Annotated in this window: 13 protein-coding genes and 1 pseudogene; 6 read left to right on the plus strand and 8 right to left on the minus strand. The window is 70.8% G+C overall.

The window, feature by feature from the left end:
* Positions 1 to 42 precede the first annotated feature (42 nt).
* Complete coding sequence (uvrA, locus tag ACF1A5_RS05775) at positions 43 to 2,511, plus strand: excinuclease ABC subunit UvrA (protein ID WP_392191557.1); 2,469 nt, start codon at positions 43 to 45, stop codon at positions 2,509 to 2,511.
* Positions 2,512 to 2,817: 306 nt separating this feature from the next.
* Here uvrA and ACF1A5_RS05780 read toward each other — a convergent pair whose 3' ends face one another.
* The 3 genes from ACF1A5_RS05780 to ACF1A5_RS05790 form a co-directional block, all read right to left on the minus strand.
* Positions 2,818 to 3,384 (minus strand): type 1 glutamine amidotransferase domain-containing protein, encoded by a 567-nt coding sequence (locus tag ACF1A5_RS05780; protein ID WP_392191558.1) that lies wholly within the window; start codon positions 3,382 to 3,384, stop codon positions 2,818 to 2,820.
* 321 nt (positions 3,385 to 3,705) lie between these two features.
* Positions 3,706 to 4,155, minus strand: a complete 450-nt coding sequence (locus tag ACF1A5_RS05785; RefSeq protein ID WP_392191559.1) for a DUF1931 family protein — start codon at positions 4,153 to 4,155, stop codon at positions 3,706 to 3,708.
* Positions 4,156 to 4,517: 362 nt separating this feature from the next.
* A complete protein-coding gene (locus ACF1A5_RS05790; protein ID WP_392191560.1) occupies positions 4,518 to 4,709 on the minus strand; it encodes a hypothetical protein in 192 nt (63 codons plus the stop codon).
* Positions 4,710 to 5,087: 378 nt separating this feature from the next.
* On the opposite strand from ACF1A5_RS05790, the gene ACF1A5_RS05795 reads away from it, so the two are divergent.
* The 3 genes and pseudogenes from ACF1A5_RS05795 to ACF1A5_RS05805 all read left to right on the plus strand — a co-directional run bounded on the left by ACF1A5_RS05795 (position 5,088) and on the right by ACF1A5_RS05805 (position 6,959).
* Positions 5,088 to 5,465 carry a DUF2267 domain-containing protein gene (locus ACF1A5_RS05795; protein ID WP_392191561.1) on the plus strand — a complete coding sequence of 126 codons (378 nt, stop codon included), beginning with the start codon at positions 5,088 to 5,090 and terminating at the stop codon, positions 5,463 to 5,465.
* An 8-nt stretch (positions 5,466 to 5,473) separates the two neighbouring features.
* Positions 5,474 to 5,830, plus strand: a pseudogene (locus ACF1A5_RS05800) (glycogen debranching N-terminal domain-containing protein); the annotation flags it as partial.
* Positions 5,831 to 5,873: 43 nt separating this feature from the next.
* The gene (locus tag ACF1A5_RS05805) at positions 5,874 to 6,959 is read left to right on the plus strand and encodes an LLM class oxidoreductase (RefSeq protein ID WP_392191562.1); all 1,086 of its coding nucleotides are present in this window, start codon (positions 5,874 to 5,876) and stop codon (positions 6,957 to 6,959) included.
* An 11-nt stretch (positions 6,960 to 6,970) separates the two neighbouring features.
* On the opposite strand, the gene ACF1A5_RS05810 is transcribed toward ACF1A5_RS05805, so the two are convergent.
* From ACF1A5_RS05810 to ACF1A5_RS05820, 3 genes are all read right to left on the minus strand, one after another.
* The gene (locus ACF1A5_RS05810; protein ID WP_392191563.1) at positions 6,971 to 7,582 is read right to left on the minus strand and encodes an NADPH-dependent FMN reductase; all 612 of its coding nucleotides are present in this window, start codon (positions 7,580 to 7,582) and stop codon (positions 6,971 to 6,973) included.
* Between the two features lie 13 nt (positions 7,583 to 7,595).
* Positions 7,596 to 8,441, minus strand: coding sequence for an aldo/keto reductase (locus ACF1A5_RS05815; RefSeq protein ID WP_392191564.1), 846 nt, complete (start codon positions 8,439 to 8,441; stop codon positions 7,596 to 7,598).
* Positions 8,442 to 8,542: 101 nt separating this feature from the next.
* Positions 8,543 to 9,730 (minus strand): MFS transporter, encoded by a 1,188-nt coding sequence (locus ACF1A5_RS05820; RefSeq protein ID WP_392191565.1) that lies wholly within the window; start codon positions 9,728 to 9,730, stop codon positions 8,543 to 8,545.
* 266 nt (positions 9,731 to 9,996) lie between these two features.
* Here ACF1A5_RS05820 and ACF1A5_RS05825 point away from each other — a divergent pair, with 266 nt between their 5' ends.
* Positions 9,997 to 10,896 carry a LysR family transcriptional regulator gene (locus ACF1A5_RS05825; RefSeq protein WP_392191566.1) on the plus strand — a complete coding sequence of 300 codons (900 nt, stop codon included), beginning with the start codon at positions 9,997 to 9,999 and terminating at the stop codon, positions 10,894 to 10,896.
* A gap of 22 nt (positions 10,897 to 10,918) precedes the next feature.
* Here ACF1A5_RS05825 and ACF1A5_RS05830 read toward each other — a convergent pair whose 3' ends face one another.
* A complete protein-coding gene (locus ACF1A5_RS05830) occupies positions 10,919 to 12,067 on the minus strand; it encodes a hypothetical protein (protein ID WP_392191567.1) in 1,149 nt (382 codons plus the stop codon).
* Positions 12,068 to 12,222: 155 nt separating this feature from the next.
* Positions 12,223 to 12,591 carry a DUF2267 domain-containing protein gene (locus tag ACF1A5_RS05835; RefSeq protein WP_392191568.1) on the minus strand — a complete coding sequence of 123 codons (369 nt, stop codon included), beginning with the start codon at positions 12,589 to 12,591 and terminating at the stop codon, positions 12,223 to 12,225.
* Between the two features lie 362 nt (positions 12,592 to 12,953).
* Between ACF1A5_RS05835 and ACF1A5_RS05840 the strand changes: the two genes are divergently transcribed.
* Positions 12,954 to 14,378 carry an NAD-dependent succinate-semialdehyde dehydrogenase gene (locus ACF1A5_RS05840; RefSeq protein ID WP_392191569.1) on the plus strand — a complete coding sequence of 475 codons (1,425 nt, stop codon included), beginning with the start codon at positions 12,954 to 12,956 and terminating at the stop codon, positions 14,376 to 14,378.
* Positions 14,379 to 14,550 lie beyond the last annotated feature (172 nt).

Below are 14,550 nucleotides of genomic sequence, written 5' to 3' on the forward strand. Positions count from 1 at the left end.
TGCTGTCGCGCGGTTCCCGGCGCGATCAGGTAATCAGGAACGGTGAACAAGGACGCGACCGACGCCTTCGTGCATGTCCGGGGCGCCAGTGAGAACAACCTGCGGAACATCGATGTCGACGTTCCGCGGGACGCGATGGTCGCCTTCACCGGCGTCTCCGGTTCGGGCAAGTCCTCGCTCGCGTTCGGCACGCTCTACGCGGAGGCCCAGCGGCGCTACTTCGAGTCCGTGGCACCGTACGTCCGAAGGCTGTTGCAACAGGTCGGCGCACCGCACGTGCAGGAAATCACCGGACTGCCACCGGCCGTGGCCCTGCAGCAGCGACGCGGGTCGCCCAGCTCGCGCTCGACGGTCGGCACCCTCACCACGCTGTCCAACCTGCTGCGCATGCTGTACTCCCGCGCCGGCACCTATCCGCCCGGGGCCGCGCGGCTGGAAGCCGAGTCGTTCTCACCCAACACCGCGGCCGGCGCCTGCCCGGAGTGCCACGGACTGGGCGTCGTGCACGACGTCGCCGAGGACCTGCTCGTCCCGGACCCCTCGCTGAGCATCCGCGAGGGGGCGATCGCCGCCTGGCCGGGCGCCTGGCAGGGCGCCAACCTGCGCAGTGTCGTGAACGGCCTGGGGATCGACATCGACCGACCGTGGCGCAGGCTCAGGAAGAAGGACCGGGACTGGCTGCTGTACACGGACGAGCAGCCCTCCGTGTACATCGAGCCGGAGGAGGACCGCGTCGACTACGGCTACCAGGGCAAGTTCTGGAGCGCCCGCAAGCACGTCATGCACGTCCTCGCCGACTCCAAGAGCGAGAAGATGCGCGAACGGGCGCTCCGGTTCGTCAGGAGTGTGCCCTGCCCCGCGTGTCACGGCAGCGGACTGCGGCCCGAGGCGCTCGCCGTGACCTTCGCCGGACGTTCCATCGCCGAGATCAACGCGATGCCGCTCACCGAGGTCGTGGCGCTGCTGCGGCCCGTCGCGGGGCGGTCCGAGGCCGACGCCACCACATCGACCGCCCGATCCGGGGAGACGACCGAGGTCGCGGTCCGGATCTGCGGCGACCTGGTCGCGCGGATGGACGTACTGCTCGACCTGGGCCTCGGATATCTCAGCCTCGGGCGCCGCTCGACGACCCTGTCGCCAGGCGAGGCGCAGCGCCTGCGGATCGCCACCCAGCTGCGCTCGGGGCTGTTCGGCGTCGTCTACGTCCTCGACGAACCCTCCGCGGGCCTGCACCCGGCTGACGCGGAACCGCTGCTGGACGTGCTGGACCGCCTCAAGGCGGCGGGCAACTCGCTGTTCGTCGTGGAGCACGACATGGACGTCGTACGGCGGGCGGACTGGGTGGTCGACATCGGCCCCGGCGCGGGCGAGGGCGGCGGACGCGTGCTGTACAGCGGCCCGGTCGCCGGTCTTGAGCGGGTCGCGGAGTCGGCTACGAGCCAGTACCTGTTCGGGCGCGCCCAGCCGCTCGACCACCGCCCGCGCACACCGCACGGCTGGCTGCACCTGCGCGGCGTCTCCCGCCACAATCTGCACGACGTGTCCGTCGACGTACCGCTCTGCGTACTGACGGCGGTGACCGGCGTGTCCGGTTCCGGAAAGTCGACGCTGGTGACGCAGGTGCTCGCCGAGGTCGTCCGCGGCCACCTCGGACTCGTACCCGAGGAACACGACGAGGCGCAGCTGGAGGTCGACGTCCAGGACGCGGCGGGGGTCGAGTCGTTCGACCGGCTGGTCCGGGTCGACCAACGGCCCATCGGCCGAACTCCCCGGTCCAACCTGGCCACCTACACCGGGATGTTCGACGCGGTGCGCAAGCTGTACGCGGCGACGGACGAAGCCAGGGTGCGCGGCTACTCGGCCGGGCGGTTCTCCTTCAACGTGCCCGAAGGGCGGTGCGAGACCTGCCAGGGCGAAGGATTCGTCGCGGTGGAACTGCTGTTCCTGCCCGGCACCTACGCGCCGTGCCCGACCTGCGAAGGCGCCCGGTACAACGCCGAAACGCTGGAAGTCACCTACCGCGGCAAGAACATCGCGGAAGTACTGGCGCTGTCCGTCGATGCCGCCGCCAAGTTCCTGTCCGCCGTCCCGGCCGCCTCCCGCAGTCTGGAGACATTGCGCGAGGTGGGGCTGGGGTACCTGCGGCTGGGCCAGCCCGCGACGGAACTCAGCGGCGGTGAGGCGCAACGCATCAAACTGGCGACCGAACTGCAGCGAGCCCGCCGCGGGCACGCGCTCTACCTGCTCGACGAGCCGACGGCGGGGCTGCACCCTTCGGACATCGCGCTGCTGCTGCGACAGTTGCACCGGCTCGTCGACGCCGGTAACACGGTCGTCCTCGTCGAGCACGACCTGGACACGATCGCCACCGCCGACTGGGTCATCGACCTCGGTCCGGGCGGCGGCGACGCGGGCGGGCGGGTGGTCGCGGCGGGCCCGCCGGCCAAGGTGGCGAGGGCCCGCCGCAGCGCCACCGCACCCTATCTCGCGGCCCGGCTCGCGCGCTCCTGACGACAGAGCGAGCGGCTGAGTACCGGTCAGCCGGCTTCGGGGGGCGCAGGGTCGCACGCGTCGCCGTGCTGCGTTCCAGCTTGTGGCGGATATTGCCCTCGAGGTGTCCCGTCTGGGCCCGTTCCACGATGAGTTCGGTGACGCGGCGCATCTTGATGTTCACTTGGGCGTGCCGGCATTCGACGGCTGCGCGATGCTACGGACCGGCGGCGGTACGGAGGTGACCGCCCCGGCTGACTGGGCTGTGGGGTGGAGAGCGGGCCCAGCGGGCCCCCACTGGGCACCGCCTGCGACCAGGCCCCCGGGTCAGCCGGGCATGGGGTGGTGCGCCCGGGCGAACTGCTCCACGACGGCGGCGCAGAAGGCGGGCAGGTCGGCCGGGCCGCGGCTGGTGACGAGCTGCCCGTCGACGACCACCTCCTGGTCGGCGACGACCTCCGCGCCGGCGTTGCGCAGGTCGGTGCGGATGCTGGGCCAGGACGTCAGGCGGCGGCCGCGCACGGCGTCGGCTTCCGCCAGGGTCCACGGGCCGTGGCAGATCGCTGCGACCGGTTTTCCGCTGGCCATGAAGTCCTTGACGAACTGCACCGCGTCGCGGTCCATGCGCAGCTGGTCGGGGTTCATGGTGCCGCCGGGCAGGAGCAGGGCGTGGTAGTCGTTGACGGAGGCGTCGGCGACCAGGCGGTCCACGGGGAAGGTTCCTGCCGCGTTGAGGTCGAACTGGCGGGCCTGGATCTCGCCGTGGTGGAGCGAGACGATCTCGGTCTTCGCCCCTGCGCCCTGCAGCGCACCGCGCGGCTGGTCGAGTTCCACGCGCTCGACGCCGTCGGTGGCCAGAATCCCCACCCGCATCCCCCGCAGTTCCTGTGTCATGGTCCGGCTCCCTTCACGAGTCGCTGGTTGTGGGACGCGAGCGGCAGGGACACCCGGCAGGGCCCGTCCGGATCCCTTCTCCGGACCGGGGACTGCAAGGCCCGGCCCAAGGTGCCCCAACCGTGTATGTGCGCGGGGTCAGTGACAGCTGCCGTCCGGGCGAGGACGACCTCCGTCCAGCCGTCGTCGTGGGCGCCGACATGCTGGTATCCGTGTATCGGTTTGCTGCCTTGTTCCAGATGAGTTCGTGGGAGACGATCCGGGGCGGCTCGGCCTTCCCGGTCTGAGACGAGTCCGGCGACACGCACCGGGGCGCGAGTGCTACAGCAGCCGGTCGAACACCGCCGTCACGCCCTCCCAGTGACTGGTCTGCGGATTCTTGACATCCGGATACATGATTTTGAGCGTCTCGGCGAGGGCGACGCTGAGACCGCCGATGATCTCGGGGTAGCGCTCTTCGGTCTCCTCGGTGGGTGTCCTGTCGAGGGGAGGGTGCGCGGCTAGCTGTTCCAGGATCGGCTTCACCTCGACCTCCTCGTCGAGCCGCCGGAACCGGTGGATGCTCTCCTGGAGGCCCTTGGTGATCGGTAGGTCCCACGGTTCGACGGTATCCCGGCCGTTGGCCTTGGCCGACGCCTGGCCGACGACCAGGAGGTCGTAGAGCTTGGCGTCGACGAAGTCGCCGTACCGCTTCAGGTCGTTCTTGTCCACGTCGAGGCCTGCGGCGGCGCGGAAGAACCTCTCGAACTTCGACACACCCATCACGGTCATGCCTCTCGCCTCCTCACCGGGAACCGGACGGCGTCGTTCGCTCCCGCCAGCGCCCCCATCGGCTGTTACCGGTCGAGATTCGCAGAGCCCGCCTGCTGAACGCCTCCGCACCCCAGGCCGAAAAAGAACACCCCCTCCTGCCCTGGCAGAGCAGCATGAAGTGCGCAGGCATCCCCCGGCCGGCCGTACGGCCGTCCCTCCGCAGGAAGCTGCGCGGCGTTGCAGCGCCTCGAACGAGAGCCGCCGACCGGACGACCCGACCAAATCGGGGAAGCGGGACTGTGTCCGGGCGCCCCGACGAGACGGGAACAAGGCCGGGCCCGGCGCAGGGGCCGGGCTGAGAGTAGGCATCACTCCACCCCTCAACAAACCAGCAGCACACCAGAGCAGCCAATCACCCCGAGCGTCACATGAACGGCTTCGAGGGCCTTGGAGGAAGCTGGGTCGGCCGGCACGGTGTCTGACGAGGTCATGCCCATCTCGTGGGTGTGGGTGAGAGCCGCGCCGGCCGTGCCTCCACGGTCCATCGCCCCGGAAGTGTGGCTGATGGACATCGCCCGACAACTCGCCGCCGTCGAACGCTCTCGCCGCCGAACGGGCCGGCCGGAAACGCGACGGCGGGAAAGCCGCCCGCGCCCACAGGCACGGCGCCCTGACGCACATCCTGCAGACCGGCGCCGGAGTCCCCTTTGCCCGGCGGAGGCCGTCTGCACTTGTGCTCGGAGGTCTATCGAGCCCGCCGCCTTTCCTCCCGCCGGGAGCAGGCAGGGTGTGGCCCACATCCGGAGCATGGAAATGCCGGACTGCACTCGGCCTCTGCTGAGGCGCATGCACCATGACGCACGTCAACCCACACCCCCCATACGCACCCTTCGGTGGCTGTCTCAGGTCCCACGCCGGGCAGTTGCAAAGCTTCAGAAAAAGGAGGGCTCATGGACTACCGCACCTTCCTCGACACCATCACCCGGCGCGCCCCTGTCCCCCCGGAGAAGGCGGAGCCCCTCACCCGCGCCACCCTGGAAACCCTGGCCGAGCGGCTCACCAGGGGCGAGGCGGAGGACCTCGCGTCCGAACTGCCCAAGCCGTTGAAGGAACCGCTGGTCTCTCCCACTCCGGAGGCCGAGCCCTTCGGACTCGACGAGTTCATCAATCGGGTGAGCAGGCGAGCAGGGGTGGCCCCGGACGAGGCCCGCGAGGGCGTACGGGCGGAGCTGAGCACCCTGAGGGACGCGGTCAGTGATGGCGAGTTCCGACACGTAATGGCCCAGCTGCCCCGGGACTTCGAGGCTCTCGTCGGCGCCCCGGGCTAGAAGGAGCCATGACCGACGAGGTCGGCGCCATCATCGAGGAGACGGAACCGGCCGTACTCACGGCGGCCACCGTCACACCGGTCGAGGGGCGGACGTTCTGCGTCTCGGGCACCTCGGGCGACATGGAGGCCGAGGTGCCGCAGGGGCTGTTCTTCCGCGACGTGCGGGTCATCTCCGACTGGCAGATCCGGGTGGACGGCCACCGGCCGCACCCCCACACCGTGCTTCCCCAGGACCCCTGCAGCACCACGCTCGTCTCCCTCGTCCCGACACACGGCGCACAGAGCGAATTCCTGTGGGAACGTCGGCGCTACGTCGGCGAGGGGATGCGCGAGGGCCTCCGGTTGCGCAACCTCAGCACGTGTCCGATGCGGACCCGGACACTGCGTGAAATCATCGGAGGATCGCATGACACAACCGACAGTTCCCTCAGCCGGCGCACCCGTGGACGTCGAAGGCGGGGCGCAGCGGCCGTTCTCCGAGCACGCGGCCATGGCCAGGGCGTACCCCGGCGGCAGGATGACCGTGGGCGCCATCACGCCCCTGGAGGGCTTCGACGGGCCCGTACCGTCCCTGGCCGGGCACATCGAGCGGATCCAGCAGGCCGAGCGGGCCGGCTTCGCCTCGGTGTGGGTCCGTGACGTGCCGCTGCTGGACCCGAGCTTCGGGGACGCCGGGCAGGTCTTCGACCCGTGGGTGTACCTGGGGCAGCTCACCGCCCGCACCACCTCGATCACACTGGGGACCGCCAGCATCGTCATGCCGCTGCGGCATCCATTGCACACCGCCAAGGCGGCCGCCTCTGTGGACCAGCTGTCAGGGGGACGGCTCCTGCTCGGGGTGGCCACCGGTGACAGGCCCGTGGAGTTCCCTGCCTTCGGTCAGGACCTGGGAGGCCGGGCCGAGAGGTTCCGGCAGTCGCTGGAGTACTTCCGTGTCGTCCTCGAGCACCGTTTCCCGCACGTGGAGTCGCCGCTCGGCCGGATGCTCGGCACCGATCTGCTGCCCAAGCCGGTGTACCGGCGGATCCCCGTACTGATGACGGGACGCGGCAGGCAGGACGTCCGGTGGATCGCCGACAACACGGACGGCTGGCTGTACTACACCCCGCCGATCCAGCAGCAGGCCGAGAACATCGAGCGGTGGCGGGAGCTGACCCGCGGCGACGGCGGTGGGTTCAAGCCGTACGCGCAGGCCACCTATCTGGATCTGACCGAGGACCCGCTGGCCCTGCCCCGGCGCATCCACCAGGGCTTCTCGGTGGGCCGGGTGTCGTTCCTGGCGATGATGCGGGCCTGGCAGGACATCGGCATCGACCAGCTGATGATCAACTTCAAGCACAGCCGCCGCCCGGTCGCCGAAGTGATCGACGAACTGGCCGAGCACGTGCTGCCGCACTTCCCGCCCGGGCGCTCCGGGGCGCGCGGCGAGCACCGGCGGCCCGTGGAGCGGACCGGGCCCTCAGGAAGCACGACCCCGGCGCCCCCTGCGTGACAGGGCCGGGCTCAGTCCCGGACGGCCCCGGACGGCCGCTCCTGCGCGTAGTCGCACGTGCCCTCCGCGCGGAACTGCAGGGCCGCCCTGGTCACCTCCGCGCCGAGGCCGCGCAATTGGTCCGCGACCGCCTGGTCGGTGAGGCGTCCGTCGCCGTCGAAGACCCGGGAGGACCGCGGGACCGCGAACACCAGCGGCACGGCCCAGCCGCGCAGCGACCGGACGATGAACTCCATCGCGTTGATCGCCTGCAGGCCCTGCACTCCACCGGCGGTCGTCAGCATCCCCACGGGTTTGTTGCTCAGGTAGGGCGGGTCGCGGTCGCCCAGGAGGGCGAGCCAGTCCACCGCGTTCTTGAACGCGCCGCTGACCGACCCGTGGTACGTCGGGCTGCTCCACAGCAGGGCGTCGGCGGCCTGAACGGTGTGCGCAAGCCGGCGGGCGGACGGGGGGATCCCCTGCTCGGACGTGTAGAACGGAAGATCCAGCCGCTTGAGGTCGATCACCTGGGTGTCGGCGCCCGCCTCGGCGGCTCCCTCGACCGCCGCACACAGTGCGGTGAGGCTGGTCGACGGGGTGCGCAGCGAACCCCCCATTCCGACGACGAGCGGGGGGCGCGCCATCCTCTCAACTCCTTCAGAGCATCTCCAGGGGCCTGGGCCCGCTGGGCGGCGGGAACGCCTCGTCGAGGGCGTCGAGCGCCTCGGTGGGAAGGTGGAGGTCGACCGCGCCGCGGTTCTCCCGAACGTGGTCGGGCGATCCGGAACGCGGGATCGCGACCACCCCCTGTTCCAGCACCCAGGCGAGTGCCACCTGGGTCGGCGTGGCTCCGAGGGCCCGGGCCACGGCACCCAGTGCCTCGACCTTCAGGAGCCGCCCCTGCTCGATCGGGGAGTAGGCCATGACCGTCACCTCGGCCTCGCGGCACCAGGGGAGCAGATCCCACTCGATGCCGCGCCGGGAGAGGTTGTACAGCACCTGGTCGACGGCCACGGCGTCGCCGCCGGGGAGGGTCGTCAGCTCGACCATGTCGGCGACGTCCAGATTGCTCACGCCCCAGTACCGGATCTTCTCCGCCTCCATCAGGTCGGTGAATCCCGCAAGGGTCTCCTCGAGTGGCCACCGTCCCCGCCAGTGCAGCAGATAGAGGTCCAGCCGTTCCGCACGGAGCCGCCGCAGGCTGCCCTCGCAGGCGGCGACGGTGCCTTTCCGGTCGGCGTGGCCGGGCAGCACCTTGCTGACGAGGAAGACCTCCTCCCGGCGTCCCCGGAGGGCCTCCCCGACGAGCTCCTCGGCTGCGCCGTCGCCGTACATCTCCGCCGTGTCGACGACGGTCATGCCCAGGTCCACGCCCAGCCTCAGCGCGGCGATCTCCTGTTCACGCCGGGTCGGGTCCTCGCCCAGGTACCATGTGCCCTGCCCGAGCGCCGCGACCTCCTCACCGGAGGGGAGCGCGATCGTTCTGGCCGATTCCGCAGACATCTCGAGCCTCCTGTCTGCCGCGGATCCGTGTCACGCGCACCCGCACCGAGTGCCCAGGTCCGCGCCTCCCAGACACCCGTGTCGCATGCGCCGCAGGGAGGTCAGGAGGGGCCAGCGGACTGCGCCGAGAGCTCGCCGGGACGGGGTGCGCGATCGCGCAACGCGACGGCGACCGACACAACGGCGCCGCAGGAGAGGACCGCCGCGAAGCCGATCATCGCGGTCTGCACGGCGAAGTGCCGCAGGGCGATGCTGAACAGGACGGACGGCAGGCCCATTCCGAGGTAGGCGACGACGAAGAACACGGCGAGGACTCCCGCGCGTGAGGCGGGCTCGGCCACTGAAACGGCACGTTCGACGCCTCCCTTGAACAGCAGCCCGGAGCCGGCTCCCGACAGGGACACGGCGACCAGGTAGAGCCAGAGCGCCGGGTGGTAGAGGGCAGCGGCGCACAGGACCAGGCCGACCGGGAAGACCACTGCTCCCACGGTCAGGACCCGGGGCAGCGGGAGGCGTCCCAGCACCAGCTGGGCGGCCGCCGCGGAACCGAACATGAGGAAGGCCGCCAGGCCGACCACGAGGTGCGAGTCGGTGTGCAGGGTGCCGTGGAGCACGCTCGCCCCCAGGGAGGAGATCAGGCCGAGGATCGCGAAGGCGAAGGCGCCCAGCGCGCCGGCCGCGCCGAACGTCCGCCGGCCGCCGGGGCGCAGGACGAACCTGCGGGGCGGTTCGGCCACGGGCAGCTCCAGGTCCACGGTCTCCGGGGTGGACAGTACCAGCGCCAGGCACACTGCCATGGCGAGCGTGAAGATCGCCTGGGTGGTGATCAGGGGCGCGGGAAGCCACTCGGCGGCGGCTCCGGCGACCAGGGGCCCCGAGGCCAGGCCGCCGAGGTTGGCGGCGGTGGCCACGATGCCGGGCAGCGCCGAACCCGTCCGTTCCGGACGGGCCTCGTGGTGGAGGTCGTGCAGGTACGTCGTCGCGGTCGAGGCCATCAGCCCCAGTCCGACACCGTTCAGGATCCTGCCCGCGATCAGCCCCGGCAGGTCCCGCCACGCGATCAGTACGACCGACGCGACGATGCCGACCAGCAGCGCCGGGACGATGATGCGCCGCCGGCCGAGCCGGTCCGACAGGTGTCCCAGTCCGAGGAAGGCGGCTGCTGCACCGACGACCATCGAGGCGTACGCCACCGTGACCGTGGTCGCGCCGAAGTGGTCCCGGGCCTCGTACAGCGGCCACAGCGGGGTCGGCGCGGTGCCGAAGGCCATCAGCACGGTGAAGGCCACCGCCACGATCCAAAAGCCGGTCGCGTGCGGTGCACTGCGCCGGGCGGGGGAGAGGGTTGGCAGGTCGGCGGGAGCGGGTGCTGGGATCCGGTGGGTCGGGTCGCCGGGAGCGTCGGCTGTGGGACGGCTCAGCGGCGTCGGAACGGCAGGCAGGGGTACCCCTCCTCGGGTGGAATTGGGTGGCGCTTTCCATCCTCCTCACCAGCGAGGATCAATGCCAACGAATGTTTTTGCTGGGATCGAGCAATGCGAGTGATACTTCTCGTGTGGAGCTACGTCAGCTGGAGCACTTCATCGCGGTCGCCGAGGAGCTGAGTTTCACGCGTGCCGCCCGTCGGCTGCACGTGGTGCAGTCCGGGGTGTCCGCCGCGATCCGCTCCCTGGAGCGTGAGCTCGGCTGCGCGCTGTTCGAGCGCACGTCGCAGCAGGTCCGGCTCACCGGGGCGGGCGCGGCGCTGCTGCCGGAGGCTCGGGCCACCCTGCACGCCGCCCAGGCGGCCCAGGACGCCGTGCGTGCCGCACAGGACACGCTGCGCGGCACGGTGAACGTGGGCGCCATGGCCTCGGTCGAGGTGGTGGACCTGCCTGCGCTCCTCGGGCAGTTGCACGCGCGGCATCCGGCGATCGACGTCCGGCTGCGGCTGGCGACGACCGGCTCGGCGGGCCTGGCGCACGCGCTGCTCAGCGGGGACCTGGACGTGGCCTTCCTGTCGCTGCCCGAGCGCAAGCCCGCCGGGATCGATGCACGGGAGCTGGCCACCGTGCCGCTCGTCCTGGTGGCGAGCGCCGCCCATCCGCTCGCGCAGCGGGGGGAGGTGGCACTTGCGGACCTCGCGGGAGAGCCCTTCGTGGACTTCCCGCCGGGCTACGGCAACCGCGAGGTGGTCGACCGGGCGTTCGCGGCGGCGGGCGTCGTACGCCGCGTGGCACTGGAAGTGCCCGACATCGACATGGGCGCGGCACTGGTCCGGCACGGTCTGGGCATCGCCTTCCTGCCCGCGTTCGCCGTTGCCCGCACCCCCGGCCTGCACGTCCTGGACGTCCTGGACGTCCACGGCACCATGCTGCGCTGGACCATGCATCTCGGCACGTCGTCGACCCGGCGGCCCAACTCGGCCCTGCGGGCGCTGCTCGACCTGGTCGACCTCCACGTCATCGCCCTGTGACGCCCGGGCCACGGCCCGGACGTCATCCGTCGGTGGTGTCCGGCTCCCTGCGTCCGCCTCGCGCCGGCCGCGACATCTGCCGCAGCATCCGCTGACGCTCACGCTGCCGTCGTCCATAGGCGGCGTCGGACACCTTCTCGTCCCCTTCGAGGCTGGTGCCGAAGGCCCCGCCGATCATCGCGATGGCAGTGATGAACCAGGCCAGGAAGAGGTAGTCGCCGACGTCGACCTGTCGTCCGATGAACTTGCGCAGGACGGACGCGTCCAGCAGCAGGAAGGAGACGGCGACCAGAGTCGCGAACAGGGCCGTGGCCAGCACCACCACGGCGAGCGCGATGGTGACCAGGGTGACCAGGTTGTAGGGGTACAGGGGGTGGTGCTGTGCAGGCAGGTGGGTGCCGCGCTCCCAGAGCTGGTGGTCGACGATGATCCACAGGGTGAGAGCGACGGCGGACACAGCGGTGATGACGGCATGCTGCACGGCGCCGAGTGCGGTGGCGAGGTTCCAGGTGGCGCTGTTGATGAACAGGACCGTAGCCGTGGCGAACACGCCCGCCAGGGCCCGGGAGAGGGAGCCGAACAGCCGCCAGGGGCGGTTGGCGTACACCATGCCGGCGACGAGTCGGGCGTGGCCGCGCAGGCCGGGCACGATGTAGCGCCGGGGCTGCTCGGGGCCGGGACGGGTGTCCGGTACCGGTTCGCGCGGCGGGCGGCCGATCACCTCCGGGTGCCGGGGCGTCTCCTCGTGCGCGACCAGCTCCCGGACGACATCCACGACGGCCTGCCGCACCCGGCGCCGAAGGCGGCGGACCCCAAGGGCGGGAAGGGAGATGAGCGCGGCACGGAGCGCGGTGTCGACCTCGACGCTGATCGGGTAGAGCCGGGCCCGCCGCGGAAGGTCGGTGAGAAAGATCGCCACGTCCCATTCGGCACCGTCCAGGTGGTTTCTGACGGCCTCGGCGATGTCGGAGACGTCGGCCTGCTCGCCCACGCTGAGCGGGGCGGTCATCGTGTCGACCTGCCATCCGACCCGAGCACGGACTGCCCGGCGGAGATGGTCGGGCAACCGGGGGGCGAGAGCCCGGGCGATCTCCGACGGCAGACCGGGGTCGGCCACCAGTACGACGCGCACGGATCTGCCGGGGGAGGTCTCGGGCACGTCAGCCGTCATGACCCCACCTTCCTGTGCGCCTCGCGCCATGGCGGCCGCGAGGGACCGGCGATCCGCGGGGTGTCACCCACCGCGCCCCGACACACACGCAGCGTCCGGGCCGCTGGCGCCGTGACACGGGCGCCGTGTCGAAGGCCCCGGGGTCACCCGGAGGATTAGAGGGCCTGGGAGAAGTCCTTTCCGAGCTGCGACATCAGGTCGTTGAACTCCTTCTCGCTGATCGCCTCGCGGAGCACGGCCAGTACGGTCCGCACACCCCGGTCGGCTTCCTCCTCCTTGAGCATGGTGCGTTCGGCGACGCGCCGCACGCTGTCGTGGTGGCCGAAGCGCTCGATGCGGTCCGTGGTTCCCCGGCGCACCGCCTCCGCGAGGCCCTCGGGGAGCTCGGTGATCAGGTCCCTGGCCTCGCCCGGGCTCAGCCTGTGGGCCAGCGTCTCGAGCGTGGCCCAGGTCAGGTCCGCCGCCTCCTGCCGGCTCAGTCCGGTGCGCTCGGCCACGGTACGGACGAATTCCTGCTCATCCATGCGTCGTCCTCCTTCGCTGCTGTGTTGCGACGAACGGCGCGGATCCCCTGCAAGCCTGCCACGCCCACCCGGCCCGCGCCCGCCCACGGACGGCGGTGACCACGACCACCCACCGCTTGACGCCTCCGAGCACCGTGGTGTGCGGGGCCTCGCCGGCCAGGTCGAGCTCGTCGTATCGCACACAGGCGAAGAGCCACGTCATGAGAGCGCCGACGTAGCCGAACTCGGGCGGCGACTCTGCGCATTCGACGTGAACCACAGAGGACCCGGGTGCCACAGCTTGCCGTGGTATGGCACGAATCAGCACGTGTGAGCGCGTCGGGACGTGGAAACCCGAGGTACCCCGACTCCAGGGAGGCGTCATGGACGCCCATGTCACTGCCCAGGGAAGCCCCATCGCCACGGTCAACCCGTACACCGGTGAAAGGGTTCGTGAGTTCCCGGCGCTGAGCGCGGAGGAGGTAGGGCGCGCGATCGACGCGGCGCACTGTAGCTTTCCAGACTGGCGTGCCCGGTCGACGGCCGACCGGGGGGCCATCGTGCAACGCGCCGGCCGGCTCATGAGGGAGCGCAAGGAGGAACTGGCGCACCTCCTGACCCTTGAGGTCGGCAAGCTGATCAACTCGAGCCGTGCGGAGGTCGACCTCGCGTCCGACATCCTCTCCTACTACGGCGAGCACGGCCCCGAACTGCTGGAAGAGCGACCCCTGCCGGTGCCCGAGGGCACGGCCGTGCTGGTGAACGAGCCGCTCGGCGTCCTGCTCGGTGTGATGCCCTGGAACTTCCCGCTGTATCAGGTGGTCCGATTCGCGGGTCCGAACCTCGTCCTCGGCAACACGATCCTGCTCAAGCACGCGAGTAGCTGCCCCCAGTCCGCACTGGCAATCGAACAGCTGTTCGCGGATGCGGGTGTGCCGACAGGGGTCTACACCAATCTTCTCGTGCGGGGCAGGGACGTCGGGAAGATCATCGATGACTCCCGCGTGCAGGGAGCGTCACTGACCGGAAGCGAGCGGGCTGGCATGAGCCTGGGCGAGATCGCCGGCCGCAATGTCAAGAAGTCCGTCCTCGAGCTGGGTGGCAGTGATCCCTTCGTCGTGCTGGACGATCACAACCTCGAGCGCACCGTGTACGCCGCGTTCCTCGGCCGGATGGGCAACACCGGGCAGTGCTGCGTGGCGGCCAAGCGCTTCATCGCCCTCGCCGATGTCTACGACGCCTTCCTCGCCGGGCTGCGTGACCGGATGAGCGAGGCCCGACCGGGAGATCCGGCCGACCCCGCCACCACGCTCGGCCCGCTGTCCTCCGAGGCCGCCGCCGAACTCCTGATGGAGCAGGTCCGTGACGCGGTGGACAAGGGAGCCACGGTGGTGCTGGGCGGGGGGCGGCCCGACCTGCCGGGCGCCTTCGTCGAGCCGACCATCCTCACCGACGTCACACCGGACATGCGGGCCTACCGGGAAGAGCTCTTCGGCCCCGTCGCCACGGTCTACCGGGTCGCCGACGAGGACGAGGCCGTGGCACTGGCCAACACTTCCCCCTACGGCCTGGGTGGCGCGGTCTTCGCCGCCGACCCGGAACGTGCTCGCGGAGTCGCGGACCGGCTGGAGGCGGGCATGGTATGGATCAACCACCCGACCGCGTCCCGACCGGAGCTGCCCTTCGGCGGCATCAAGCGCTCCGGCTACGGGCGCGAACTCGGCGACGTGGGCATCGTGGAATTCGCGAACCGCAAGCTCGTGCGCTACGTGGACGCCGACGCCCCGATCGAAGAAGTGCTGGGCTGACCTACGAGCCGGTCGACCACGCTCTCCATGGCGAGCTGGGGGGTGGGAGCAGGACAGGCTGCGTTCGAGCGGCTACGGCAGCGGCTCGCCGGACGCGGGACGACTCCCCCCAGGCATCGCGGGAGTGGCCGGCGCACTTCGTGGCCTTCGACCTGGCCCACCGAGGCGACGA

Origin of the sequence: Streptomyces sp. NPDC014864 (assembly GCF_043081525.1) — a bacterium.
Taxonomy (GTDB): Bacteria; Actinomycetota; Actinomycetes; order Streptomycetales; family Streptomycetaceae; genus Streptomyces.